Here is a 24,632-nt window from a genome sequence, read left to right on the forward strand (position 1 = left end):
ATGGTACAGTTCATCCTTTTTGCCCCGCTTTTTGGCGCGTTGGTCGCTGGCTTCGGTCACCGCTTCATCGGAGACAAGGGCGCGCAGATCCTGACCACAGCCCTGCTGTTCTGGTCTGCCTTCCTGTCGTGGATTACCTTCCTTGGTCTTGGTTCCGAGACGCAGGTCATCCATCTGATGGATTGGGTGCAGTCGGGTTCGCTGAGCGTTGACTGGTCGATCCGTCTGGACCGTCTGACCGCGATCATGCTGGTCGTTGTGACCTCGGTCTCGTCGCTGGTTCACCTTTATTCCATGGGCTATATGGCCCACGACCCGCAGTTCGAGGGCGAAAGCTATCGCCCCCGCTTCTTCGCCTATCTGTCCTTCTTCACCTTCACCATGTTGATGCTGGTGACCTCGGACAACCTGCTGCAGATGTTCTTTGGCTGGGAAGGTGTGGGCGTTGCCTCGTATCTGCTGATCGGCTTTTACTATAAGAAACCCTCGGCCAACGCGGCAGCGATCAAAGCTTTCGTGGTGAACCGTGTGGGTGACTTTGGCTTCGCTTTGGGGATCTTCGGCCTGTTCTACATGACCGACAGCATCCGCTTTGACGACGTGTTCGCAGCGGCGCCTGCGCTGGCAGAGACCAACATCCACTTCCTGTGGACCGATTGGAACGCAGCAAACCTGCTGGCCTTCCTGCTGTTTGTTGGCGCGATGGGTAAATCGGCGCAGCTGATCCTGCACACCTGGCTTCCCGACGCGATGGAAGGCCCGACCCCGGTGTCGGCGCTGATCCACGCCGCGACCATGGTAACCGCCGGTGTCTTCCTGGTTTGCCGCATGTCGCCCCTGATGGAATACGCACCTGAGGCCACCAACTTCATCGTCTTCCTTGGAGCCACTACTGCGTTCTTCGCGGCCACCGTGGGCCTTGTGCAAAACGACATCAAACGCGTGATCGCGTATTCGACCTGTTCGCAGCTGGGCTACATGTTCGTGGCCGCTGGCGTCGGCGTCTACTCGGTCGCCATGTTCCACCTGTTCACCCACGCCTTCTTCAAGGCGATGCTGTTCCTTGGGGCCGGTTCGGTCATCCACGGGATGCATCACGAGCAGGACATGCGGAACTATGGCAACCTGCGTAAGAAGATGCCCATCACTTTCTGGGCAATGATGATCGGTACGCTGGCCATCACCGGTGTCGGCATCCCGCTGACCACCATCGGCTTTGCTGGCTTCCTGTCGAAAGATGCCGTGATTGAAAGCGCATTTGCCGGCACCAATGGCGGATATGCCTTCTGGATGCTGGTCATCGCGGCGCTGTTCACCAGCTTCTACAGCTGGCGTCTGATGTTCATGACCTTCTATGGTAAGCAACGCGGTGACAAGCACACGCATGAGCATGCCCACGAAAGCCCGCTGGTCATGACCATCCCGCTGGGTGTTCTTGCCATTGGTGCGATCTTTGCCGGTATGATCTGGTACGGCCCGTTCTTCGGGAAAGAAGATAAAGTGAACCAGTTCTTCGGGATCGAAGCGCATGCCTCGGCCACCCATGGCGAGGCTGCTGAGAGCCACGGTGACGATCAAGCTGCAGATACGCATGCTGATGATACCCACGCTGACGATGGTCACGCCACGGAAGAAGCGCATGCTGAAACCATGGCCGACCCGGCGCATGCGCCTGTCGCTGCTGCTCATCACGGTGAAGCGCCGAAAGGTGCGATCTTCATGCACCCGGACAACCACGTCCTGCATGACGCGCATTATGTGCCGAAATGGGTCAAGATCTCGCCCTTTATTGCGATGATCATCGGTTTCGCCACGGCCTTCTGGTTCTACATCCTGAACCCCTCTCTGCCAAAGCGTCTCGCGGCCACCTTCCCGCTGGTCTACAACTTCCTTCTGAACAAATGGTACTTCGACGAGATCTACGACATCCTTTTCGTCAAACCTGCGTTCATCGTTGGACGGTTCTTGTGGAAACGCGGTGACGGCAACGTGATTGACGGCTTCCTGAATGGCGTGGCGATGGGCATCGTGCCCTGGTTCACCAAGCAGGCTGGCCGCGCACAGACCGGTTACCTCTTCTCTTATGCCTTCGCGATGGTTCTTGGCATCGTCGCCTTGGTGACAATCATGATTATCTTCAGCGGTGGAGCGCACTAATGAACAACCTGCTTTCCATCATCACCTTCCTGCCGCTGGTCGCGGCGGTGATCCTTGCGCTGTTCTTGCGCGGGGATGACGAAGCGGCCGGGCGCAACGCAAAATACCTTGCGCTGGCAGCGACGGTTGCAACCTTCCTTTTCTCGCTTCTGGTGCTTGTCGGGTTTGACCCCACCGACACCGGCTTCCAGTTCGTAGAAGAGGGCGAGTGGATCATGGGCCTGAAGTACAAGATGGGCGTCGACGGGATCTCGGTTCTGTTCGTGATGCTCACCACCTTCATGATGCCGCTGACCATCTGGGCCAGCTGGGGCGTGAAAACCCGCGTGAAGGAATACATGATTGCCTTCCTGCTGCTTGAAACCCTGATGCTGGGCGTCTTCATGGCGCTGGATCTGGTGCTGTTCTACCTGTTCTTCGAAGCAGGTCTGATCCCGATGTTCCTGATCATCGGCATCTGGGGCGGCAAGGACCGCATCTATGCGTCCTTCAAGTTCTTCCTCTATACCTTCCTCGGCTCGGTCCTGATGCTGGTTGCGATGATCTATATGTTCGTTGACGCGGGCACGACAGATATCCCGACGCTGATGAACCACAGCTTTGGTTCGGAAGATTTCAGCCTCATGGGCATTCAGGTCGTAGGCGGTGCACAGACACTGCTGTTCCTGGCGTTCTTCGCAAGCTTCGCAGTAAAAATGCCGATGTGGCCGGTCCACACTTGGTTGCCTGACGCACACGTGCAAGCGCCGACCGCCGGTTCGGTCGTGCTGGCCGCGATCCTGTTGAAAATGGGCGGCTACGGCTTCCTGCGCTTCAGCTTGCCGATGTTCCCCATCGGGGCGGATACGATGGCGTGCTTTGTTCTGTGGATGTCGGCGATTGCGATCGTCTATACTTCGCTGGTGGCGCTGGTTCAGGAAGACATGAAAAAGCTGATCGCGTATTCATCCGTTGCGCACATGGGCTATGTCACCGCTGGTATCTTCTCGTTGAACCAACAAGGTTTGGACGGCGCGATCTTCCAGATGATCAGCCACGGCTTCATCTCGGGCGCGCTCTTCCTGTGTGTGGGCGTTATCTATGACCGCATGCATACCCGCGAGATCTCGGCCTATGGTGGCCTTGTAAACCGGATGCCAGCTTACGCGCTGATCTTCATGTTCTTTACCATGGCGAACGTGGGTCTGCCGGGCACCTCGGGCTTTGTGGGTGAATTCCTGACCCTGGTCGGCATGTTCAAAGCCAATACCTGGGTAGCTCTGGTTGCGACCTCGGGCGTGATCTTCTCGGCCGCGTATGCGCTGTACTTGTATCGCCGCGTCGTCTTTGGCGACCTGATCAAGGAAAGCCTGAAGTCGATTACCGAGATGAATAGCCGCGAGAAAGCGATCTTCGCACCGCTCGTCTTCATGACCCTGCTTCTGGGTGTCTACCCGTCGCTGGTCACGGATATCATTGGCCCCTCGGTCGAGGCGCTTCTGACCAACTTCCACGCCGCCGTTCCTGCAGATGCTGCAGAGATGGCTCAGGCCGCAGCGCATTAAGGAGAGCGAAAGATGAGCTCTGTTGATATTCAAACGGTTCTGCCTGAGCTGATCCTTGCGGTCTATGCGATGGTGGCGCTTCTGGGCGCGGTCTATACGTCGAAGGACGGGATGGCCAAGCCGATCACCTGGATCACCGGCGCCGTGATGGTCGTCGTGGCCCTGATGGTTGCTGGCGGAGACGGCAACACCGCCGCGTTCAATGGCATGTTCCTGGACGACGCCTATTCGCGCTTCGCCAAGGTTGCGATCCTGTTGGCCGCCGCTGCGGTTCTGGTCATGGGCGAGGCGACTATGTCGCGCCGTGGGCTTCTGAAATTCGAGTATCCGATCCTTGTAACGCTTGGCACCGTGGGCATGATGGTCATGGTCTCGGCGGGCGATCTGATGACGCTCTATATGGGTCTCGAACTGCAGTCGTTGTCGCTTTACGTCGTCGCCTCGTTGAACCGCGATAGCGTGAAGTCGACCGAAGCCGGTCTGAAATACTTCGTGCTGGGCGCGCTGTCCTCGGGCCTTCTGCTCTACGGTTCGTCGCTGGTTTACGGTTATTCGGGCACGACTTTGTTCTCGGGCATCATCGAAGCCGCGAACCACGGTCAGGTTGGCCTTGGTCTGCTGATCGGTCTGGTCTTCGTGACCGCCGGTCTGGCCTTCAAGGTATCCGCCGTACCGTTCCACATGTGGACCCCGGACGTGTACGAAGGCGCCCCGACCCCAGTTACCGCCTTCTTCGCCACCGCACCGAAACTCGCCGCGATGGGCCTGTTTGCCCGCGTTCTGTTTGACGCCTTCGGCCAGGCCGTAGGCGACTGGCAGCAGATCATCGCGCTTCTGGCCGTATTGTCGATGTTCCTTGGTGCTTTCGCCGCGATCGGTCAAACCAACATCAAGCGTCTGATGGCGTACTCGTCCATTGCCCATATGGGTTTTGCCCTGCTGGGTCTGGCTGCGGGCAGCGCATATGGTGTGCAGGCGATGCTGCTTTACATGGCCGTCTATCTGACCATGAACATCGGCACCTTCGCGTTTATCATGTCGATGGAGCGTGACGGTCGCCCCGTGACCGACATCGCCGCGCTGAACCAGTTTGCCGTGAACGACAAACTGAAGGGTCTGGCGATGCTGATCCTGTTGTTCTCGCTGGCAGGTGTTCCGCCAATGCTGGGCTTCTTCGCCAAATATGGTGTGCTGATCGCCGCCGTTCAGGCCGGAATGGCGTGGCTCGCGGTGGCGGGTGTGATCGCCTCGGTCATCGGTGCCTTCTACTATCTGCGCATCGTGTACTTCATGTATTTCGGTGAAGAAGGTGAAGGGCTGGAGCTGAACATGTCGCCCGCTGCTTGGGCGGCTCTGATGGGGTCGGCTGCGATCATCCTGCTGGGTGTCGTGAACTTCTTCGGCATCGAAGGCGCCGCTGCTGCGGCTGCTGAAGCCCTTGTCAAATAAAGCTCTGCCCAAATGGCCCGAGGGTGTTGAAAAACGCGTTCTGGCCAGTGTGGACAGCACGAATGAAGAGGCCCGGCGTATTGCGCCGGGCCTTTTGGGCCCCACATGGGTGCTTGCGCATGAGCAAACCGCCGGGCGCGGACGGCGGGGCAGGCCATGGGCCGCACCGCGCGGCCACTTCTCGGCGACGCTGGTCATGCGTCCGAACGAGACCCCGGATAAGGTCGCGCTACGCAGCTTCGTGGCATCCTTGGCGCTTTATGATGCATTCGCCGCGGCCACCGGGCGCACCAGCGGATTGTCGTTGAAATGGCCCAATGACGTGCTTCTAAATGGCGGTAAGGTCGCAGGCATCCTTCTGGAAAGCGCCGGCCTTGCAGGGGGGCAGGTCAGCCACATCGCCATCGGGATCGGCGTAAACCTGATCGAGGCACCACAGACCGAGCAGATTGAAGCCACCGCCGTGGCCCCCGTCAGTTTGGCTGGCGAGACGGGCGTTCAGCTGACACCCGAAGAGTTTCTGGGCTTTTTGGCCCCGGCCTATCAGCATTACGAGACCCAGTTCACCACCTACGGGTTCGAACCCATCCGCGAGGCGTGGCTGGCCCGCGCCGCCCGTCTGGGCGAGGTCATCACCGCCCGCACCACCCGCGACGAATACGTGGGACGATTTGAAACAGTGGACGCGCAGGGCAACCTTGTCCTATCAACAGCAAAATCCCGCGAGGTCATCCCCGCGGCCGAGATCTTTTTCTGAAGGAGTGGCCCATGCTTCTGGCCATTGACTGCGGCAACACGAACACCGTTTTCTCGATCTGGGATGGCGAAAAATTCCTGTGCACGCTCAGAACGTCCACACACCATTCGCGCACTGCGGATGCCTATTTCACGTGGTTCTCGACGCTGATCAATCACTACAAGATTGATCCACAGATTACCGGCGTTGCGATCAGCTCGACCGTGCCGCGCGTGGTGTGGAACCTGCGTGTTTTCGCGGATCGCTTCTTTGGCTTGCGCCCGCTGGTCGTCGGCAAACCTGATTGTCTGCTACCGGTTGCGCCGCGTGTAGATCAAGGGACCACGCCCGGTCCGGATCGTCTGGCCAACGCCGTGGCTGGGTACGAACGCTATGGCGGCGACTGCATGGTGGTGGATTTCGGCACAGCGACGAATATCGACGTGGTGGCCCATGACGGGGCCTATATCGGCGGCGTGATTGCCCCCGGCGTGAACCTGTCGCTGGAAGCTCTGCACCAAGGGGCGGCGGCCCTGCCGCATGTGGACGTCACCCAACCCGACAAAGTGATCGGCACCAACACCGTTGGCTGCATCCAGTCCGGCATTTTTTGGGGCTATGTGGGCCTTGTGCAGGGGCTGGTGCAAAAAGTGAAAGACGAATACGGCCTTCCCATGAAGGTCATCGGAACCGGAGGGCTCGCGCCGCTCTTTGAACAAGGCGCGCATCTATACGACAAGATCGATGAAGATCTGACCATGCACGGGCTTGTGCGCATCTACGACTACAATAAGGAACAGGGCAACATATGAGTGCTGACCGTCTGATTTACCTCCCGCTGGGGGGCGCCGGCGAGATCGGCATGAACGCCTATGTCTATGGCTATGGCAAGCCCGGCAAGGAGCGACTGATCCTTGTGGATCTTGGCGTGACCTTCCCGGATATGGATACGACGCCGGGCGTGAACCTGATCATGCCCGATATTTCGTGGCTGGTAGAGAATGTCGACCGCCTGGAAGCCATCTTCATCACCCACGCACACGAGGATCATGTGGGCGCAGTCGGGCGTCTCTATTCGAAACTGAAGGCGCCGATCCACGCACGCCCCTTCACCCGCTACCACGCGCAACGCAAGCTGGAAGAAGCAGGGCAGGTGCCCGAGGTTGTAATTACGGCTGGCGTTTATCCGCAGGTCATCGAGGCCGGGCCCTTTAAGGTCTCGTTCCTGCCTCTGAGCCACTCGATCCCCGAAAGTGCGGGCCTGGTCATCGACACGCCTGCAGGCCGGATCGTGCATACCGGCGACTTCAAGCTGGATGAAACCCCGGTTCTAGGCGATGCGTTTGATGAAGACCTGTGGCGCGAGGTGGCAAAGCCGGGCGTGAAGGCATTGGTCTGCGACTCGACAAACGTGTTTTCACCCGCACCCGGGCGTTCCGAGGCCGAAGTTGGCCCCGAGCTGACCCAGTTGATCAAGGACGCACCGCATATGGTGGTGGCAACCACCTTTGCCTCGAACGTGGCACGGGTAAAGCAACTGGCAGATGCGGGTAAGGCCGCTGGCCGTTCGGTCTGTCTGCTGGGGCGCGCCATGCGCCGGATGATTCAGGCAGGGATCGAGACCTCGGTCCTGCACGACTTCCCGACCACCGTGACACCAGAAGATGCACGCGACATCCCGCGCGAAAACCTGATGCTGATCGTAACCGGATCGCAGGGCGAAAGGCGTGCGGCCTCGGCTCAACTGGCGCGGGGCAAGTATATGGGCCTGTCGATGGCGGAAGGGGACATGTTCCTGTTCTCGTCCAAGACCATTCCAGGCAACGAGCGCGGCGTAATCCGCATCATGAACGCGTTCTCGGAAATGGGTGTGGAGCTGGTCGCAGAGAACGACCGTTATCACGTCTCAGGCCACGCGAACCGCCCGGATTTGCAGCGCGTGCACGAGATCATCAACCCGCAAATGGTCATCCCCATGCATGGCGAACACCGCCACCTGCGCGAACATGCCAAACTGGCCGAGAAGGGCGGGCGCCTCTCGATGGTTGTGGTAAACGGCGCGGTCTGTGACCTGACGGGTGATGCACCGCATGTAGTGGAACATGTTGAAACGGATCGTATTTATCTGGATGGAGACATCCTGATCGGAGCGCTGGACGGGATCGTCCGCGACCGGATCCGATTGGCGCTGAACGGCCATGTCATCGTGAACGTCATTCTGGATGGCGACGAGCCGCTGGGTGAGCCGTGGGTCGAGCTGATGGGCCTGCCCGAGGTCGGCCATTCAAATGCACCGCTTGTGGATGTGCTGGAAGAGGATCTGGGACAGTTCCTGATGCGGGCGTCGAACAAGACGTTGCGTGATGAGGACAAGCTGGGCGACGAGCTGAAACGCATCGCTCGGAAGTCTACGAATGACGAGATCGGGCGCAAACCGGAAGTGACCATCGTTGTCAGCCGGTTAGAGTAAGCAGGAGCCTTTGGGCACCTGTTCCGCGGGTTAGATTTCGCCGTAGTTTGGGCTGCGGCGGATCAACCACTGACCCGCGGGACCGCACATCACGATCTCCCATTCGGTCTCGGATGTGAATTTCTGAACGGCACGATAAACACCGTGTTGAAAGCTGTTCGGGTCTGGCCGCCAGTCGTCGCCCAGGATGAAGCCCCCGGGTTTGACCTGCCGCGACAGGGCCTGTACCTCGCGATAAGTGTCTTCGAACGCGTGGCTTGCGTCCAGATAGGCCCAATCCAGAGGCGCATCGATCACATCGGCGCAGTCCGGATAGAAACCCTCGATCACATGACATTCTGTGTCCGGGTGTAGCACGCAGCGCAGCGTGGTTTCCTGCCGCGCAAGTTCAGTGGGCAATTCGCCACCATTCAAATATGCCCCCTTTCCCCAGTCAAATGTCTCGCCCAATTGGGTCCACCGGTCGATCAGGTACAGTAACCGTGGCTTGACCTGATTACAGATCAATTCTGAGAAATGGCCACGAAACACGCCGATTTCCGCGCCAACCGAATTTTGCGGCAGCAGATCAAGGATATACCGGCGCCTGTTTAGGCGGTTGATCTCGGATTGCGGAAAAGGGAACGCTTCGTGTGTCATCGCCAACGAGGCTTCAGCGTCTTCGGGCTGAAGCCCCGTAGGGATCGCGATCTGCCGCGCCATTTAGCCTGCGCGACGCTCGTCAAAGCTTTTGGCGATGAACTCGGGCAGGTGATCGCCCATGCCAACAACCTTGTTCCCGCCACCACGATTGTTGCCACGGCCGCGCGATTTGTTGCGGTCGTTGCGCTCGGGCTTGGCCTCTGGCTGCGGCTGTTCCGCTGGAGCGGTATCTGCAACGACGTCCTTGGGCTTATCGCTTTTACGCTGACGGGCGGGCTTTTCGGCCTTGTCCTCGTCCGATTTTGCACTGCTGCGCTTGGGCTTTTCGTCTTTCAGCGGATTGTCGACCCGCGGAACTTCTTTTTCGATCAGCCGCTCGACCGCGTCCAGATTCTTTTCGTCGCGCGGCTCGCAGATCATGATGGCTTTGCCTTCACGCCCCGCACGCCCGGTACGCCCGATGCGGTGAACATAGTCTTCCGCATGCCCCGGCACATCATAGTTGAATACGTGGCTTACATTCGGAATGTCCAACCCGCGCGCTGCCACGTCTGATGCACACAAGAACCGAAGTGTGCCTGCGCGGAACCCATCCAGAACTTCCATACGTTTGGATTGTTCCAGATCACCGTGGATCGGGGCTGCGTCATAGCCATACTTGCTAAGAGATTTCGCGCAGATATCCACGTCCGTCTTCCGGTTGCAGAAAATGATCGCGTTGGTGCACTTGTCACCTTCGCGGTCGATCAGGGCACGCAGAAGTTTGCGCTTCTCGCTTGCCGCACGATCGCGGCGCGAGGGTTTGAACATGCACAGTTCCTGTGTGATCGTCTCGGACGTGGTGGCCTGACGGGCGACCTCGATCCGTTCGGGGTTGGACAGGAAGGTGTTGGTGATCCGCTCGATTTCCGGCGCCATTGTGGCCGAGAAGAACAGAGTTTGGCGGGTAAACGGTGTCAGACCGAAGATACGCTCGATGTCGGGAATGAACCCCATGTCGAGCATCCGGTCGGCTTCGTCCACCACCATGATTTGCACACCAGTCAGAAGCAGCTTGCCGCGCTCGAAATGGTCCAGCAAGCGGCCGGGTGTTGCGATCAGAACGTCGACACCGCGGTCGATCAGCTGATCTTGTTCCTTGAAGCTGACACCGCCGATTAGAAGGGCTTTGGTCAGTTTCACATGCTTGGCGTAAACGTCGAAGTTTTCCGCAACCTGTGCGGCCAGCTCGCGAGTCGGGCAGAGCACCAGCGATCGCGGCATACGTGCACGGGCGCGGCCACGCGCAAGGGCCGAGATCATGGGCAGCGTGAACGAGGCTGTCTTGCCGGTGCCGGTCTGGGCAATGCCCAACACGTCGCGGCCTTCAAGGGCAGGGGGAATGGCGCCTGCCTGAATGGGGGTCGGGCTTTCATAGCCCGCTTCGTCAATAGCTTTCAGCACCTTGGGGCTGAGTTTCAGATCGGAGAATTTTGTCAAAAGAGGGCCTTTGCAGTTTGCAGCTCGTGTCGGCCGCAATTTCAGCACGGCCTGTTCAACCGGATTGCTGAACATCTCACGCTGTGGGAATACTGTTTATAGTGTGAAAGGTCAAGGAAATGGGGGCATCGCCCGCTCACAGCGCAAAACACTGCTAACTAGGCTATTTTTCGCCCAAACATGGTGATCTTCGCGACCTAGATGAAATTCAGATGAAGCGAGGCGCGACATATGCCACATTGCATTGCGTCGCCACCGATGCGGTTGAATAGCCTTGATTTCAGGAGGGCCACTCTGTGCAATTCCCCTCAATCGAACGAATGCTGAAAACGCTCCATGGCTGGATCGGAGTGCTTCTATTGCCTTGGATCGTTTTGGTCGGCGTTACGGGTTTGTACATGAACCACGCTCGGGCCGTGAGTGACTTCCTGTCACCTGCTGCATACGACGAGTCGCAGTTTGAAAGCTGGCCTTCTGCTGCGCCAGTTACACAAGGTGACGCGCGCAGGCTGGCGTACAAAATCTATCCAGAGGCAGAGTTTGAAGAGGGGAAATCGTCGAAATATCATGACCGACCTGTCTGGAAGTTTAAATCAGGCTCGGATCAGGTTCTGGTCGAACGCAACACGGGTCATTATTGGGTTAAAACATGGTTTACCCGCGAGACATTCTCCCCCGATGGCCAGCTTTTGCATTCGAAACGCTATTGGGGTTCGGTCATGGACCGCATCCACAATTATGGTTGGATCGACTCTACGTTTGGACGATGGATTACCGACATCGTCGCAGGCTGTTTCGTTCTGTTCGCCCTGTCTGGGGTGACGCTGTTTCTGATGCCGCGCTTACGTCGGCGCAGAAATAGGCGCGCCCGTTTGCGCGCGGCATCGGCGTCAACCATCAGCGCCTCGAAGTGAGGCTTCTGAGATTTGGGATGTGTCCGTAAGTGAGTTGGGCGGGTGCAATTTTGCCCCGCCGCTTGTCAGACCATCATTTCCTTGGTGGCTGACAGTCTTAGGTCCGGATAGTCACGTTCAACACGGTCGATATCCCATTGAAGACGCGTCAAAAACACCGGGTCGCCGTCATTGTCATGGGCGATGTGCTGCTTGTTGGCGTTCACCAGCTTTTCGACTTCGTCCTTGTCGCCGATGATCCAGCGGGCCGAGGTGAATTGTGACTGCTCGAAGCGCACGGGCAGGCCGTATTCCAGCTCGATCCGGCTGGCGAGGACTTCGAACTGAAGTGCACCGACGACGCCGACGATAAAGCCCGAGCCGATGTTGGGTTTGAAGACCTTGGCGGCCCCTTCTTCCGCAAACTGCATCAGCGCCTTTTCAAGGTGTTTGGCTTTCATCGGATCGCCAGCGCGGACGCCCTGCAGAAGTTCTGGCGCGAAGGACGGAATTCCAGTGGCGCGGATCATCTCGCCTTCGGTCAGCGTGTCACCGATGCGCAACTGGCCGTGGTTCGGAATGCCGATGATGTCGCCGGCCCAAGCCTCTTCCGCGAGTTCACGGTCCGAGGCAAGGAACAGCACCGGGTTCGACACCGCCATCGGCTTTTTCGAGCGCACATGGGTCAGTTTCATGCCGCGCTTAAAGTGGCCCGAGGCCAGACGCATGAAGGCCACGCGGTCGCGGTGCTTCGGGTCCATGTTGGCCTGAACCTTGAAGACAAAGCCTGCGACCTTCTTTTCCTCGGGCGCAATTGCACGTGGATCGGCTTGTTGGGGCTGCGGTTCCGGGCCGTAATCGGCGATGCCCTGCATCAGTTCTTGCACACCAAACGAATTGATGGCGGAACCGAACCAAATCGGGGTCATGTGACCTTCCAGAACCGATTGCGGGTCGAGCGTGGGCAGAAGTTCCTTGGCCATTTCGACCTCTTCCAGAAACTTCTCAAGCAGATGCTCGGGTACATGTTCGGCCAGTTTGGGATCGTCCAGGCCTTTGATCTCGATGGTTTCGGCAACCACATTGCGGTCGGCGCGGTCCATCAGCTCCAAACGGTCATTCAGCAGGTCATAGGTCCCCATGAAGTCGCGCCCCATGCCGATGGGCCAGCTGGCAGGGGAGACGTCGATGGCGAGGTTTTCCTGAATCTCGTCAATAATATCAAAGGTATCGCGGCTTTCGCGGTCCATCTTGTTACAGAAAGTCAGGATCGGAAGGTCACGCAGGCGGCAGACCTCGAACAATTTCTGCGTCTGGCTTTCCACACCTTTCGCCCCGTCGATCACCATGACGGCGGCGTCTACTGCGGTTAGCGTGCGATAGGTGTCTTCCGAGAAGTCCGAGTGGCCGGGCGTGTCGACCAGATTGAACCGGTACTTGCCGAAATCAAACGACATGGCCGAGGCCGAGACCGAGATGCCCCGATCCTGTTCCATCTTCATGAAGTCCGAGCGCGTGCGGCGTGCCTCGCCCTTGGCGCGCACCTGACCCGCCATCTGAATGGCGCCACCATACAGAAGGAACTTTTCAGTCAGAGTCGTCTTGCCGGCGTCCGGGTGGCTGATGATCGCAAATGTGCGACGGCGCGCAATCTCGGGCGGCAATTCGGGGCGGTTTGTTTTCGTATCCAACATGGGTCGCATATAGCGACGAGGGCAGGGTGGTGCAACATGCAGGTTGCGTTCGGGATGCGCGGACCGCTAGGTGTTGGAAAACCAAAAATTGCAGTGGAGGATCACATGGATCTGGGAATTTCGGGAAAGAAAGCGCTGGTCTGCGCGTCGTCGAAGGGCTTAGGGTTTGGCTGCGCGCAGGCGCTGGCGCGCGAAGGCGTGTCGCTGGTGATGAACGCGCGGACCGAGGGGCCGTTGCTTGAAGCCGCAGAGGTTATCCGTGCTGAAACAGGTGTCGACGTGGTAACGGTCGCCGCTGACATTACCTCGGACGACGGCCGCGCGCGCGTTCTGGACGCGGCGGGCGAGGTTGATATCCTTGTGACCAATGCCGGCGGCCCACCCCCCGGCACATGGACAGATTGGGAGCGGGAGGCATTCATCGAGGCGTTTGACGCCAACATGCTGACCCCGATTGCACTGATGCAGGCGTTGATCCCCGGCATGGCAGCGCGTGGTTGGGGCCGTGTGGTGAACATCACCAGTGTCTCGGTAAAAGCGCCGATTGCAGTGTTGGGTCTGTCCAACACAGCACGCACGGGCTTGACTGGCTTTGTCGCGGGTGTGTCGCGCCAGATGGCCGGGCAGGGCGTGATCATCAACAACCTGTTGCCGGGTCTGCATGACACGGACCGCATGATTTCACTGGATCAGGCTGCGGCGGATGCGGGTGGTGTGTCCTTTGACGAGGCCCGCGCCCAAAAATACGCCACGCTTCCCGCGGGCCGTTACGGCACCAAGGAAGAGTTCGGCGCCACTTGTGCGTTCATGTGCTCGCAACATGCTGGGTTCATGGTCGGACAGAATGTGCTTCTGGATGGCGGGGCCACGAACACAACGCTTTAAACCCACAAAGATTGGTTGGCGGTGCCGGGGAAGGCTTGTGATTTCCCCCGGCATGCATACTTTTGCCGCCACACCCGTTTTACCGTCCGATAAGGGAGACACAGGATGCGTATGAATAAGCTTGCCGATGGTGCACTCGAGGTCAGTGCGCTGTGTCTGGGTTCCATGCTGTGGGGGTCAACGAACACCGAGGCCGAGGGCCACGCGCAGATCGACATGTTTCTGGATTATGGCGGCAACTTCATCGACACGGCCGAGATGTACCCGGTGAACCCAATTAAGGCAGAGCGCTGTGGTGCATCGGAGGCGGTGATCGGTAGCTGGCTGGCCAAGTCTGGGCGGCGCGACGAGGTGGTCATCGCCACCAAAGTCTCGGGCGACAATCCGGGCTGGAAACGGGACGGTAAGGGCTATGATAGTGCGATCATCCATCAGGCGGTGAACGAGTCTCTGGAAAAGCTGCAGACTGACTATATCGACATCTACCAGACCCACTGGCCCCTGCGCGGCAGCTATGCCTTCCGTCAGAACTGGACGTTTGACCCGTCGCGCCAGAACCGCGAAGAAACCGAAGCGCATATGCGCGACGTGCTGACTGCCATGGCCGAGGTCGTGGCCGCAGGCAAGGTCCGCCATTTCGGGTTGTCGAATGAAAGCGCGTGGGGCACGGCGCAGTGGCTGCGCATTGCCCGCGAAATGGGCGCGCCCGAGGTGATCTCGATCCAGAATGAATACAGTCTGATGCATCGCCTTGCGGACACCGATCTGGCCGAGCTGTGCATGAACGAAGGCACGCGTGTTCTGTCTTTCTCACCACTCGCAACAGGGCTGCTGACGGGTAAGTATCAAAACGGCGCCGTGCCTGCTGGCTCGCGTCTCGAGATCGCGGCGAAGAACGGCTATCCGGATTTGGGCGGACGTATCACAGACCAAGCGTTCCCCGCGGTGGATGCCTATCAGGCAGTTGCGGACAAGCACGGGCTTGATCTGGTGCAGATGGCCTTGGCGTTCTCGGTCGGGCGGCCCTTCATGGGGTCAACGATCTTTGGCGCGTCTTCGATGGAGCAGCTGGGGCTGATTTTGGATGGCAAGGATCTGGTCTTGTCAAACGGAGTTCTCGCCGATATCGACGCGGCGCATCGCGCGCACCCGATGCCGTTCTGAGGAAGCCCATGATGATGGATCGACGTACTGTGCTGAAACTTGGTGTTGCCGCTGTTGCGCCCACGTTGGTCGCGGCCTGTGTCAGCAATGGCGGGATCGAGTTTCATCGCAACACCCGCCGCCCCATCAGCTCGACCACGCGGTTCGATGCGTCCCGGTTCGCCGGGGACTGGGTGATCCGGGGTGAGTTTGTGCACCCCGGCGAGACACCACTTTATGGTAAGGTGTCCATCGAACACGGCGCGCAGGGCATCACGGGCATCACGCTTAGCAACGCGGCCAGCTCGCGCGAGCGTTATGACGCGCAGATGAAAATCCCCGGCCGGATCATCGTGGGTACGCCGCCTTTTGGAACCGAATACTGGGTGCTTTGGGTGGATGCGGACTATCGCACGGCGGCGATCGGCACGCCGTCGGGCAGCTTCGGCTGGATCATCGACCGGAAGCGCACTGGGGGCGCGGATCGCATCAGGGCGGCCGCCGATATGCTGGCGTTTAACGGATACGCCACGGATCGGTTGCAAACACGCTAAGCCCTAAGCTTGCGAAGGGATGCGGGACGTGCGAAGCCGTTTGCATGCAAGCTTGGATCCCCATCACCATACTGGCCGCGTTCTCGCAAAACCTGCGTTTCATGCTGCAAAAGCGGCTGAAGGACACGCGGCTTAGCGCGACCGGGGCCACCTTCGCGCGCTTCGTCTATTCCGCCCCGCTGGTTGCCGTGCTGATGGCGGGCTATTTCACGGCCACGGGACTGGAGGTTCCACAGCCTGACGCGCGGTTCTTTGCCTTTGCCTTCACCGGCGGGATTGCCCAAATTTTGGCAACGATCTGCGTGGTTGCATTGTTTGCCGAACGCAACTTTGCTGTCGGGATCACTTTCAAGAAAACCGAAGTCGTACTGACCGCCCTGACCGGACTTCTGGTGCTCGGGGAAGGTGTCGGAATGGCCGGAGCGCTGGCCATTGGCATCGGGTTCTTTGGTCTGATCCTTTTGTCGGACCCTCCGGAAGGTGGGAAAGGCTGGCGACGTTTCTTCAATAAGGCCGCCGCGCTGGGACTGAGCGCGGGACTGCTCTTTTCCTTTTCGGCCATCGGCTATCGCGGCGCGTCCCTGTCGTTGGGCGTCGAAGACGTGGTGGCGCGCGCGGGCTTTACGTTGGCGGTCGTGACAGCGTTTCAATCGCTGATCATGGCGGGCTGGATGGTCCTGCGCGAAAAAGGCGAAGTCACGCGTGTGCTTGCCTCGTGGCGCGTTGGGGTGCTGGTCGGACTCAGCTCGATGGTCGGCAGTTTTTGCTGGTTCACCGCTTTCACGCTGCAAAACGCGGCGCTTGTGAAGGCGTTGGGGCAGGTGGAGCTTCTGTTCTCCTACGCCGCCACGCTGTTCGTGTTCCGCGAAAAGGTCAGCGGGCGCGAATATGCGGGAACCGCGCTGATCCTCGCCTCGGTCCTGGTGTTGGTTCTGTACCTGAAATAACGCCGTTACAGGGCGGCAGACAAAGGTCCGACGCCGCCCAGACGTTCAAACAGGCTTTCTTCGTCCGAGTTGTTGAAGAAGGGGACCTGAGCGGGGGCGCCGAGGTCAGGCAGGTTGCCTACGATCTCGGCCAGCACGACTTCGGTGATGAAGGGCAGGTCGAAACGACGCACGTCGTCCAGCGGGATCCATTGCAGGTGGCTCAGCTCGTCCGAGGCGCGCGAGAAATCGTCGACATCTGTCTTAAGCTCGTCTGCGTCTACCGCAAAAAAGCGTGCATCAAAGCGGCGCGGGCGTCCTTTGGGGGTGATGGCGCGGAAGACAAAAGACATGCCTTTGGCCGAGGGGATAAAGCCTGCATCCGCAAAGCTTTGCCAGTCGCCGGGGATGTCGCTGGACCACGCGCCAGCCTCGCCCAAGATCTGGCCGGTTTCTTCCCACAGTTCGCGAATGGCCGCGACCAGAAGCGCCTGGGCTTTCGAGGCATCCGCCTGTTCACCCAAACGGGTCAGGCAGGGTTCTGCCCCTGCGTCTGCCAGAGGGACTTGCGCATCGGTCGCATCCAGCGCGCCGCCCGGAAAGACGAACTTGTTGGGCATGAAGGCGGCCTTTGCGCCGCGTTGTCCCATCAGAACTTGGGGGCGAGTGGCTTTGTCCCGGATCAGAATGACGGTTGCTGCGTCGCGGATGATCTTGGATTTGTCCATGTCGGCCCCTTATGGCGTTCTGTTACTTCTTTCCTGCAAAACCGTGCATACGCTTTGCCCACTGAAAGGCAATCATAAAGCCTTTGAAGCGGGGCAGAAGATAAAGTGACGCAGCGACAGTCCCCACGGTGAAGATGGTGGCTAGGATCAAAGGATCTTGCACGACGTGCACATAGAAAATGTGCAGCAGGGGGGCCATGACGTGGCCCACTACGATAATGGTCAGATAGGCAGGGCCATCATCCGCGCGCTGGTGGTATAGTTCTTCCCCGCAAACCGTGCAGTCGTGATGGACCTTCAGATATCCCTGAAACAGCTTTCCTGTGCCGCAGCTTGGGCACCGCTTCGCCCAGCCCTTGCGCAGGGCAGGCTTTAGCTCACGTTCACGTTCGGCCACTGCGGGCATCATATCATCCGCAGTCATCTGAGCGTTTTCAGTCATCGGGGACTCCTTTGTCGCGCGTCAGACCATCATACAGAACTTCACATGTAAATCAGGCCCAGAAATGCGCTTGCGTCGGGATGTCGCGGAAAAATGCGCAAGGCTGCGACGGAAAGCTGAAGCCCGCGCGTTGAAGATACATAGCGACACAGAAACACGGTGTCGCATGAGGCAAGAAATCTTAGGAGACCGTTATGAAACTGAACAAGAAAACTGCTACGACTGCTATTGCTCTGGGTCTTGGAGCCGCTCTGACGCTGGGCTCGACCGCTGCGATGGCCTTTGGTGGCAAAGATGGTGATCGTGGCGCAATGGGACGTAAAGGCGGGTTCATGCAGATGGAGTTCGTGGATGTTGATTTGGACAAGAATGGCCAGATCACCGTCGAGGATCTGCAAGCCGCTGCAAAGGCACGGTTCGACATGGCTGACGCTGATGGCGATGGTGCGTTGACGCTGGACGAAATGAAAGCCCAGGCTGAACAGCGCATGGCAAATCGCATGGCCGCAAAAGGCGACGGCAAAGGCGAGCGCAAAGGCAAGATGTTCCAGAAGCGCATGGGCTGGAAACTGGAAGACATGCTGGCCAAGAAAGACGCGGACGGCAATGGCAGCCTGAGCTTCGAGGAAGTCACACCAGATCAGGCCATGTTTGAACGCATGATCGACCGGTTCGACACGGATGATGACAATGCCATCTCGGCGGCCGAGTTCGATGCGGCCCAGAAAGAGATGTTCATGCGGCACGGCAAACGCGGCCATGGTGGTAAAGACGGCGGCCGCAAAGGCTAAATCTGATGCGGATGCCCCGCCTGACGGGGTGGGGCATCCGCACATTGTCTTGGGTCAGGGATCGGGCTAGGCAGGGTATATGAACATGGCCTTGGACGCGTATGAAGGTGCTTCGGACGAGGCGTTGCTGGTGCTTTACGGCAATGGCGACGCTGTGGCCGCGCAGCTTCTGACCCAGCGGCTTGCACCGCGCGTTCTGGGCTTTGCGACACGGCTTCTGAGCGGTGACCGCGCCGAGGCCGAGGACGTGACGCAGGAAGCGATGTTGCGTCTGTGGAAACAGGCCGCAAGCTGGCGTAGTGGCGAGGCTCAGGTCTCGACCTGGCTGTACCGGGTGGTGTCGAACCTGTGCACCGACCGGCTTCGGAAGCGGCGAACCGTTGATCTCGATGCGGCGGGTGACCCGGAAGATGGGCAGCCCTCGGCGGTCGAAAACATGATGGATGTCGATCGGGCCACGGCCTTGCAGGGCGCGTTGAACCGATTGCCGGATCGACAGAAGGTTGCGGTGACGCTTCGACATATTGAAGGGGCAACGAACCCCGAGATCGCCCAGATCATGGGCATCAGCGTCGAAGCGGTGGAAAGTTTGACCGCAAGGGGAAAAAGAGCCTTGGCCAAGGATCTGGCCGGGCGACGTGAGGAGTTGGGATATGGTGAAGACTGACAAGCAGCCGATGCAGGACAATGAGCTGGACCTGTTCTTTGACGCGGCCCGGCGGGACGTGGCCGCGCCGTCTGACACATTGATGGCGGCGATTATGGCCGATGCACAGGCACAAATGCCTGTGGTCGAACCGCTGCCTACCTCAAAGACACACAAGATGGGATTGTTCGCGTCCATTTGGTCCGCGATTGGCGGTCTGCCCGCTGCGGCCAGTCTGGCGACAGCGACCGTTGCCGGCGTCTGGATCGGGTTTACGCAGCCGGTTCAACTTGAAACGTTGTCTGGCGGGTTGGTGCTGGCGGGGGACTATGTCACCACGGACACCACCTATGCGCTGGAAGACCTTGCGCCCGGATATTTGGGAACGACCCTGTTTGCAGAGGATGAGGGATAATCATGTCAGATCAAACACCGCAGACACCGACCTCACCCTCCCGCGCGCCCCGGCGCTGGACGCGCGTTGTGCTGGTGGTTTCATTGACGCTGAACCTGCTGGTTCTGGGGTTGATCGTGGGGGCCCAGGTTGCTGGGCATCGCGGAGATGGCTTTGATCACCGTGGCCCAGATCGCGGCGCGATCCGCGATCTGGGGTTCGGCCCGATCGCAAAGGCTCTGGATATCAAGGACCGGCGCGAGATTGGGCGCGCCTTTAGGCGCGAAAGCGGATCCTTCAAGGAAAACCGTACTGTGCTTGAGCGGGATTTTGTGGCGCTTTTGCAGATCCTGCGGAGCGAAGATTTCGACGCGGCTTCGTTTGAGGCCACTTTGTCCCAGCAGGCCGAACGGCTACGCCTGAGGGGCGAGACCTTGCGTCATCTGCTCGTCGAACGGATCGACGGGATGTCTGTTGAAGACCGCAAGGCTTTCGCTGATCGTTTGGAACGCGCAGTTGATCGCGGATCGAGACCCAAGGATCGTTGATGTCAGCTGGGTTGCGTCGAACTGCGACCCGTCTGCTTAGGCCGCTGAACGCCCGAAGGTCACCACGTTGCGGCCGTCCGATTTCGACGCATACAGCGCTTGGTCAGCAGACCGCGTCAGCTCATGCGCGCTGCGCGTGTCATGTGGTTGATCTCCCCAAACCGCAACGCCAACAGACACCGTGACCGGGACCGGAAAAGTGGTCTCGGCGACATAGATCGGCTGATCTCCTATGGCGCGGCGCAGACGTTCCGCCATGGCCATCACGTCCTTTTGGCTGACATCGGGCAGGGCAACCATGAACTCCTCGCCGCCAAAACGCGCCAGAAGGTCAAACTCGCGTAGATTGTCGCGCAGGCGATTTGCGACCTCGATCAACACCTGATCGCCAACCCCATGTCCGAACCGGTCATTGATGGATTTGAAGTGATCCAGATCCAGCACCATGATCGCATAGGGCTGCCCGTTGGTTAGGGCCTCTTGTTCCAACCGGTTCAGATAACTTTGCGCATAGCGGCGATTGTGCAGCCCGGTCAAAGGATCCTGTACCGCCAGTGACAAGTTGTGATCAAAGCGTTTGCGCAGGGCGTCCAGTTCCAGCTTGCGCGCCAGAAGGGTTTTCAAACGCACGGCAAGTTCGGTCGCATCGAACCCACAATGCAGAATTGCGTCAGCCCCCAGATCCAGCGCCATTGCGCCGTCATGGGGGCGGTCGCGATCATGGATAACCACAATAATCGCATTTCGCGTATGCACACGAGAGCGTAGCTCGCTGACCAATCGCAGACCGTCTGATTCCCCGGCCAATGACGCGCTGATGACAAAGGCATCGGGGGCATTGCTGTTCGTGTTCACGTCGCTCAACGCCTGCGATTTCGTCATGATATCAAGACGGTGCGGAAGCTCAAGCCCAAGCTTTCGGCGCCACAAAAGCCCGTGTTCCGGCTCTGGCGCAACAAGGGCGATATGGGCCGCGGGGACAAAATTTGCCGCATCCTCGGCACAGCCAAACTCGGCCGAGATGTCGCGATGGCGCATGATCTCATCATATGTTCCGCGCATGCGGATCAGGTTTCGCACCATAGCAGACAGCGTGCTTTCTTTCACATCCGGGGAATAAACATCATCCGCGCCTGCTTCCAAAGCGGCAATCCGGGTATTTTGGCTGTCCTTATCCGCAAACAGGATAACCGGAATGGTGTGCAGGTTCGCGTCCTTCTTCAAGGCGTCGCAGATCGCCAGACTTTGACCAGATTGCCCACGCCCTAAGATGATTAGGTCAGGCTGCGCCCGCCGCGCTGTGTCCAGCACGTCGTCGATCCGCTCGACCTGAATGACATCATACCCCGATACGGTGAATTTCACCTTCAGGACGATGCGATTGGTCGCAAGATCGTCTGCTATCAATATCCTTCCGCTCATCTGACCATTTCGTTAAAAGTTGAATATAAGTTGCAGACATCCTGCGGTCGATTGGTTAAGAAATCCTTTCCAAATGAAAAGGAGTGTTAAGTTGACGTCGGATCAAGCCGAACGGATTGCGTTGAATATGCTCGCTTGGCTGGTGTCAAATGACGAGCTTCTGCCGATTTTCATGGGGGCGACCGGGGCTGGGCAGGACACGTTGCGCGACCGCGCGGGGGACCCCGAGTTTCTTGCCGCGATGTTGGATTTCATGATGATGGATGATCAATGGATCATGCAGGCCTGCGACGCGCAGGGGCTGGCATATGACCTGGTTGCGCAAGTCCGACATGCTTTGCCAGGCGGGTCAGAAATGCACTGGACCTGATGGGCTGATATGGGCAGTGTGGCGTTGAAACGCAGCTAGGAGCACCCCTGATGATCAAAGCCCTACTCTTCGACAAGGACGGCACGCTTTTCCAGTTCAAGGCCACTTGGGAGGCTTGGGCGCATGCAGTGCTATTGCGCCTGACCGATGGCGATCGCGCGCGCGCCACTGACGTTGGGCGGGACATTGGGTTCGACATGGACACGCTGACCTTCGAGCGTGACAGCGTTGTTATCGCAGGAACCCCGGCCGAGATCGTCGCGGCGCTGCAAAAGCACTTTGCATTGTCAGCTAACGCGTTGGAAACCATTCTTAACGACGAAGCCGAAACCGCACCGCAGGTCGAGGCCGTCGCCTTGGTGCCTTTGATGGAAAGCCTTCGCGCCCGCGGGTTGGCGCTTGGAGTGGCAACCAATGACGCAGAACGCCCAGCGCGGCAGCACCTGGAAGGCGCTGGCGTGTCAGAGCTGTTCGATTTCATCTCGGGCTATGACAGCGGAAACGGCGTCAAACCGGATGCTGCACCCTGTTTGGCTTTCGCGCGGAAAGTGGATGTGCCATCGGCTCAGGTCGCGATGGTCGGAGACAGTCTGCACGATTTGAAAGCCGGGCGTGCGGCAGGAATGTGCACCATTGGCGTGTTGACCGGGTTGGCGACCCAGGGCGAGCTATCACCCTTTGCAGATGTGGTTCTGGACAACATCGGGCAAATTCCGGCGTGGTTGGATCAACAGACCTAGCGAACACATACGCTTTTTCGAATTGTTAAGAATTGGGCCCTAGAACGTCACTGTGAAGTGACGCGTGTGATGATGATGCATGGCCTGATTTTGTGGATATTCGAAGCATTTGTACGCCTGACCTATGGGGATCAGGTGTGGGAGAAGGTTCTGACGGATCTGGATCTCCATGTGCAGTCAGTCGAGCCGATGTTTCACTATGATGTTCAGATTGCCCTTTCAATTTTAAGGCAACTATCGATCGAGCAACGTCGGGATCGGAATTCATTGCTCGAAGACTTTGGAACATTCCTTGTGACCGATCCGCGTGTCGAACGGGTGCGACGCCTGCTCCGGTTTGGCGGCGTGGAATACACCGACTTTTTGCATTCTCTGGAGGATCTTAAAGGGCGTGCGCATCTTGCGGTGCCTGACTTGACCTTGCCTGATATCCTCGTGGACGAGGTTAGTCCGCATGTCTTTGAAGTTACGTGTGAAAATAGCCCCAAAGGTGTTCCATATGTCCTGTTGGGTGCTTTGCGCGCATTGGCGGACGATTACGGTTCGCTTGCCTATCTCGACGTGATGTCAGAGCGCGAGCACAGTGTTGTTATCTCTGTCAGTTTGTTGGAGCGGCAGCATGCTGAAGGGCGGGAGTTCCTCTGGGCGACGGATGGTGCCTCATGAATATCGAACGTCCTATTCCCTTTACCTGCGGCGCCTTAGACCATGTCCTTCCCATGCATTTGATTATTGACGGGTCTGGCGTGGTACGGCATGCGGGGCCAACGATCAAAAAGGTTTTCAATAATCGCAAGGTCATTGGGCGGAACGTGTTCGGCCTGCTTGAACTCAGACGGCCCAGAAGCATCACGCGGATCGAAGACGTCGCCAAGATTGATACCAGGCGCGTGCTGCTGAAAATCCGGGATCAATACCGCACGTCGCTGACCGGCGCGGTGACTGTGATGCCTGATCTAGATAGTGTGCTGCTTAATCTGTCCTTTGGCTACTCCATTTCCGAAGCGGTGGCGCGGTATGAACTGACAGGAACAGATTTCGCGCCGACTGATCTGGCGATCGAGATGCTGTATCTTGTGGAAGCGAAATCTGCGGTGATGGATATTGCCAGCCAGCTGGCACATCGGCTTCAGGATGAAAAAGAAATCGCGCAGTCGCAAGCAATGACGGATGGATTGACCGGGTTGGCCAATCGGCGCGCGCTTGAAACGCGCTTGGAAAGGCAGTCCATGCGTAGGGTGCCATTCTCGCTGATGCATCTCGATCTGGACTTTTTCAAATCGGTCAATGACACACATGGTCACGCGGCAGGGGACGCCGTTCTTGAAGCCGTTGCAGAGATCCTTCGGGAAGAAACACGAAAGGAAGACCTTGTGGCGCGCGTAGGGGGGGACGAGTTCGTGATAGTCTTGGACAATCAGGTCTACCCTTCGCGGCTTGAAAAGATATCGGCGCGTTTGATCAAGCGGATCGAAGAGCCAATCCTGTTCCAGGACCGCGAATGCCATGTGTCGGCCAGCATTGGTGTTGTGCCGTCAACCAACTATGCGACGCTGGATCATGCTTTGATGGCCGAAGATGCGGACAAAGCGCTCTACGCATCGAAACACGCTGGGCGGGCAGCGTATACGATCGCGGAAAGCTCAGTGATGGATGGCAATTCTCTGATTGATTGACAGGTGCTTGGGTAGGCCTTAGCACACCTTTGATCCCCGAATGTCAGAGGCCCCTATGTCATTGCGATCTCGTGCAATACGCTTTTCTTTGGTCGCGGCGCTCGGCCTGTTATTGCTGCCGAACAGGGGGATAACGCAAACCGGCGATATCATTCAGTCTATCCTAGGGCGCCCCTTGAACAGCGCGCAGGTATCTCAAGCGTATATCCACGCTGATGGTTCACTTGAGGGGGTTTTTAATGGCATCACATTTGCAGGTACGTGGACCTTGGAGGATGGCAAATATTGCCGCAAATTCACCCG

25 protein-coding genes are annotated in these 24,632 nt (G+C 58.5%); 19 read left to right on the forward strand and 6 right to left on the reverse strand.

What is annotated here, in order from left to right; all coding sequences use genetic code 11:
• From nuoL to MWU53_RS03050, 6 genes are read left to right on the forward strand one after another with little or no spacing between them, the layout of a single operon-like run.
• The gene (gene nuoL, locus MWU53_RS03025) at positions 1-2,157 is read left to right on the forward strand and encodes an NADH-quinone oxidoreductase subunit L (RefSeq protein WP_247090320.1); all 2,157 of its coding nucleotides are present in this window, start codon (positions 1-3) and stop codon (positions 2,155-2,157) included.
• Complete coding sequence (locus tag MWU53_RS03030; RefSeq protein WP_247090322.1) at positions 2,157-3,701, forward strand: NADH-quinone oxidoreductase subunit M; 1,545 nt, start codon at positions 2,157-2,159, stop codon at positions 3,699-3,701. The genes nuoL and MWU53_RS03030 overlap by 1 nt, the downstream gene beginning before the upstream one ends.
• 12 nt (positions 3,702-3,713) lie before the next feature.
• Complete coding sequence (gene nuoN, locus MWU53_RS03035) at positions 3,714-5,150, forward strand: NADH-quinone oxidoreductase subunit NuoN (protein ID WP_247090324.1); 1,437 nt, start codon at positions 3,714-3,716, stop codon at positions 5,148-5,150.
• A 4-nt stretch (positions 5,151-5,154) separates the two neighbouring features.
• Positions 5,155-5,907, forward strand: coding sequence for a biotin--[acetyl-CoA-carboxylase] ligase (locus MWU53_RS03040; RefSeq protein ID WP_247090535.1), 753 nt, complete (start codon positions 5,155-5,157; stop codon positions 5,905-5,907).
• Between the two features lie 11 nt (positions 5,908-5,918).
• Positions 5,919-6,698, forward strand: a complete 780-nt coding sequence (locus MWU53_RS03045) for a type III pantothenate kinase (protein WP_247090326.1) — start codon at positions 5,919-5,921, stop codon at positions 6,696-6,698.
• Positions 6,695-8,356: a ribonuclease J gene (locus MWU53_RS03050; protein ID WP_247090328.1), complete on the forward strand. Its 1,662-nt coding sequence runs from the start codon at positions 6,695-6,697 to the stop codon at positions 8,354-8,356. Before MWU53_RS03045 ends, MWU53_RS03050 begins: the two co-directional genes overlap by 4 nt.
• 30 nt (positions 8,357-8,386) lie before the next feature.
• Here the strand turns inward: MWU53_RS03050 and MWU53_RS03055 are convergent, their stop codons facing one another.
• On the reverse strand, positions 8,387-9,058 hold the full coding sequence (locus MWU53_RS03055) for a class I SAM-dependent methyltransferase (protein WP_247090330.1): 672 nt from the start codon (positions 9,056-9,058) through the stop codon (positions 8,387-8,389).
• Entirely contained in the window at positions 9,059-10,477 is a 1,419-nt protein-coding gene (locus tag MWU53_RS03060) for a DEAD/DEAH box helicase (protein ID WP_247090332.1), read from the reverse strand. It lies immediately after the preceding gene.
• A 296-nt stretch (positions 10,478-10,773) separates the two neighbouring features.
• Here MWU53_RS03060 and MWU53_RS03065 point away from each other — a divergent pair, with 296 nt between their 5' ends.
• A complete protein-coding gene (locus MWU53_RS03065) occupies positions 10,774-11,391 on the forward strand; it encodes a PepSY-associated TM helix domain-containing protein (RefSeq protein WP_247090334.1) in 618 nt (205 codons plus the stop codon).
• Between the two features lie 65 nt (positions 11,392-11,456).
• Here MWU53_RS03065 and MWU53_RS03070 read toward each other — a convergent pair whose 3' ends face one another.
• Entirely contained in the window at positions 11,457-13,064 is a 1,608-nt protein-coding gene (locus MWU53_RS03070) for a peptide chain release factor 3 (protein WP_247090336.1), read from the reverse strand.
• Positions 13,065-13,169: 105 nt separating this feature from the next.
• Here MWU53_RS03070 and MWU53_RS03075 point away from each other — a divergent pair, with 105 nt between their 5' ends.
• The 4 genes from MWU53_RS03075 (at position 13,170) to MWU53_RS03090 (ending at position 16,593) form a co-directional block, all read left to right on the forward strand.
• Positions 13,170-13,949 (forward strand): SDR family oxidoreductase, encoded by a 780-nt coding sequence (locus MWU53_RS03075; RefSeq protein WP_247090338.1) that lies wholly within the window; start codon positions 13,170-13,172, stop codon positions 13,947-13,949.
• Between the two features lie 105 nt (positions 13,950-14,054).
• Positions 14,055-15,113 carry an aldo/keto reductase gene (locus tag MWU53_RS03080; protein ID WP_247090340.1) on the forward strand — a complete coding sequence of 353 codons (1,059 nt, stop codon included), beginning with the start codon at positions 14,055-14,057 and terminating at the stop codon, positions 15,111-15,113.
• A gap of 11 nt (positions 15,114-15,124) precedes the next feature.
• Positions 15,125-15,646, forward strand: coding sequence for a lipocalin family protein (locus MWU53_RS03085; protein ID WP_247090341.1), 522 nt, complete (start codon positions 15,125-15,127; stop codon positions 15,644-15,646).
• Positions 15,647-15,690: 44 nt separating this feature from the next.
• Positions 15,691-16,593: a DMT family transporter gene (locus MWU53_RS03090; RefSeq protein WP_247090343.1), complete on the forward strand. Its 903-nt coding sequence runs from the start codon at positions 15,691-15,693 to the stop codon at positions 16,591-16,593.
• Positions 16,594-16,598: 5 nt separating this feature from the next.
• On the opposite strand, the gene MWU53_RS03095 is transcribed toward MWU53_RS03090, so the two are convergent.
• Positions 16,599-17,300, reverse strand: coding sequence for an NUDIX hydrolase (locus MWU53_RS03095; RefSeq protein WP_247090345.1), 702 nt, complete (start codon positions 17,298-17,300; stop codon positions 16,599-16,601).
• Between the two features lie 22 nt (positions 17,301-17,322).
• Positions 17,323-17,742: a DUF983 domain-containing protein gene (locus MWU53_RS03100; protein ID WP_247090347.1), complete on the reverse strand. Its 420-nt coding sequence runs from the start codon at positions 17,740-17,742 to the stop codon at positions 17,323-17,325.
• 194 nt (positions 17,743-17,936) lie between these two features.
• On the opposite strand from MWU53_RS03100, the gene MWU53_RS03105 reads away from it, so the two are divergent.
• The 4 genes from MWU53_RS03105 to MWU53_RS03120 all read left to right on the forward strand — a co-directional run bounded on the left by MWU53_RS03105 (position 17,937) and on the right by MWU53_RS03120 (position 20,121).
• Positions 17,937-18,533 carry a hypothetical protein gene (locus MWU53_RS03105; protein ID WP_247090349.1) on the forward strand — a complete coding sequence of 199 codons (597 nt, stop codon included), beginning with the start codon at positions 17,937-17,939 and terminating at the stop codon, positions 18,531-18,533.
• Between the two features lie 79 nt (positions 18,534-18,612).
• Complete coding sequence (locus MWU53_RS03110; RefSeq protein WP_247090351.1) at positions 18,613-19,200, forward strand: RNA polymerase sigma factor; 588 nt, start codon at positions 18,613-18,615, stop codon at positions 19,198-19,200.
• Positions 19,187-19,594: a dihydroorotate dehydrogenase gene (locus MWU53_RS03115; RefSeq protein WP_247090354.1), complete on the forward strand. Its 408-nt coding sequence runs from the start codon at positions 19,187-19,189 to the stop codon at positions 19,592-19,594. The genes MWU53_RS03110 and MWU53_RS03115 overlap by 14 nt, the downstream gene beginning before the upstream one ends.
• 2 nt (positions 19,595-19,596) lie before the next feature.
• A complete protein-coding gene (locus tag MWU53_RS03120) occupies positions 19,597-20,121 on the forward strand; it encodes a periplasmic heavy metal sensor (protein ID WP_247090357.1) in 525 nt (174 codons plus the stop codon).
• A gap of 36 nt (positions 20,122-20,157) precedes the next feature.
• On the opposite strand, the gene MWU53_RS03125 is transcribed toward MWU53_RS03120, so the two are convergent.
• On the reverse strand, positions 20,158-21,543 hold the full coding sequence (locus tag MWU53_RS03125; protein ID WP_247090359.1) for a diguanylate cyclase: 1,386 nt from the start codon (positions 21,541-21,543) through the stop codon (positions 20,158-20,160).
• A gap of 73 nt (positions 21,544-21,616) precedes the next feature.
• Between MWU53_RS03125 and MWU53_RS03130 the strand changes: the two genes are divergently transcribed.
• The 4 genes from MWU53_RS03130 to MWU53_RS03145 all read left to right on the forward strand — a co-directional run bounded on the left by MWU53_RS03130 (position 21,617) and on the right by MWU53_RS03145 (position 24,329).
• Complete coding sequence (locus tag MWU53_RS03130; RefSeq protein WP_247090361.1) at positions 21,617-21,913, forward strand: DUF3572 domain-containing protein; 297 nt, start codon at positions 21,617-21,619, stop codon at positions 21,911-21,913.
• 50 nt (positions 21,914-21,963) lie between these two features.
• A complete protein-coding gene (locus tag MWU53_RS03135) occupies positions 21,964-22,653 on the forward strand; it encodes an HAD family hydrolase (protein ID WP_247090364.1) in 690 nt (229 codons plus the stop codon).
• A 69-nt stretch (positions 22,654-22,722) separates the two neighbouring features.
• Positions 22,723-23,319 carry a heme NO-binding domain-containing protein gene (locus MWU53_RS03140; RefSeq protein ID WP_247090365.1) on the forward strand — a complete coding sequence of 199 codons (597 nt, stop codon included), beginning with the start codon at positions 22,723-22,725 and terminating at the stop codon, positions 23,317-23,319.
• 53 nt (positions 23,320-23,372) lie between these two features.
• Entirely contained in the window at positions 23,373-24,329 is a 957-nt protein-coding gene (locus tag MWU53_RS03145) for a GGDEF domain-containing protein (RefSeq protein WP_247090368.1), read from the forward strand.
• Positions 24,330-24,632 lie beyond the last annotated feature (303 nt).

The organism is Aliiroseovarius sp. S1123 (assembly GCF_023015885.1).
Taxonomy (GTDB): Bacteria; Pseudomonadota; Alphaproteobacteria; order Rhodobacterales; family Rhodobacteraceae; genus Aliiroseovarius.

Bases quoted from the DNA above. Each gene is read 5' to 3' on its own strand.
- MWU53_RS03070 (WP_247090336.1), bottom strand. From the start codon at position 13,064: ATGTTGGATACGAAAACAAACCGCCCCGAATTGCCGCCCGAGATTGCG.
- MWU53_RS03110 (WP_247090351.1), top strand. From the start codon at position 18,613: ATGAACATGGCCTTGGACGCGTATGAAGGTGCTTCGGACGAGGCGTTG.
- MWU53_RS03075 (WP_247090338.1), top strand. From the start codon at position 13,170: ATGGATCTGGGAATTTCGGGAAAGAAAGCGCTGGTCTGCGCGTCGTCG.
- MWU53_RS03145 (WP_247090368.1), top strand. From the start codon at position 23,373: ATGCATTTGATTATTGACGGGTCTGGCGTGGTACGGCATGCGGGGCCA.
- MWU53_RS03125 (WP_247090359.1), bottom strand. From the start codon at position 21,543: ATGAGCGGAAGGATATTGATAGCAGACGATCTTGCGACCAATCGCATC.
- MWU53_RS03120 (WP_247090357.1), top strand. From the start codon at position 19,597: ATGTCAGATCAAACACCGCAGACACCGACCTCACCCTCCCGCGCGCCC.
- MWU53_RS03130 (WP_247090361.1), top strand. From the start codon at position 21,617: ATGAAAAGGAGTGTTAAGTTGACGTCGGATCAAGCCGAACGGATTGCG.
- MWU53_RS03080 (WP_247090340.1), top strand. From the start codon at position 14,055: ATGCGTATGAATAAGCTTGCCGATGGTGCACTCGAGGTCAGTGCGCTG.
- MWU53_RS03050 (WP_247090328.1), top strand. From the start codon at position 6,695: ATGAGTGCTGACCGTCTGATTTACCTCCCGCTGGGGGGCGCCGGCGAG.
- MWU53_RS03090 (WP_247090343.1), top strand. From the start codon at position 15,691: ATGCAAGCTTGGATCCCCATCACCATACTGGCCGCGTTCTCGCAAAAC.
- MWU53_RS03045 (WP_247090326.1), top strand. From the start codon at position 5,919: ATGCTTCTGGCCATTGACTGCGGCAACACGAACACCGTTTTCTCGATC.
- nuoL (WP_247090320.1), top strand. From the start codon at position 1: ATGGTACAGTTCATCCTTTTTGCCCCGCTTTTTGGCGCGTTGGTCGCT.
- MWU53_RS03115 (WP_247090354.1), top strand. From the start codon at position 19,187: ATGGTGAAGACTGACAAGCAGCCGATGCAGGACAATGAGCTGGACCTG.
- MWU53_RS03030 (WP_247090322.1), top strand. From the start codon at position 2,157: ATGAACAACCTGCTTTCCATCATCACCTTCCTGCCGCTGGTCGCGGCG.
- MWU53_RS03055 (WP_247090330.1), bottom strand. From the start codon at position 9,058: ATGGCGCGGCAGATCGCGATCCCTACGGGGCTTCAGCCCGAAGACGCT.
- MWU53_RS03100 (WP_247090347.1), bottom strand. From the start codon at position 17,742: ATGACTGAAAACGCTCAGATGACTGCGGATGATATGATGCCCGCAGTG.
- MWU53_RS03095 (WP_247090345.1), bottom strand. From the start codon at position 17,300: ATGGACAAATCCAAGATCATCCGCGACGCAGCAACCGTCATTCTGATC.
- MWU53_RS03140 (WP_247090365.1), top strand. From the start codon at position 22,723: ATGATGATGCATGGCCTGATTTTGTGGATATTCGAAGCATTTGTACGC.
- nuoN (WP_247090324.1), top strand. From the start codon at position 3,714: ATGAGCTCTGTTGATATTCAAACGGTTCTGCCTGAGCTGATCCTTGCG.
- MWU53_RS03085 (WP_247090341.1), top strand. From the start codon at position 15,125: ATGATGGATCGACGTACTGTGCTGAAACTTGGTGTTGCCGCTGTTGCG.
- MWU53_RS03105 (WP_247090349.1), top strand. From the start codon at position 17,937: ATGAAACTGAACAAGAAAACTGCTACGACTGCTATTGCTCTGGGTCTT.
- MWU53_RS03135 (WP_247090364.1), top strand. From the start codon at position 21,964: ATGATCAAAGCCCTACTCTTCGACAAGGACGGCACGCTTTTCCAGTTC.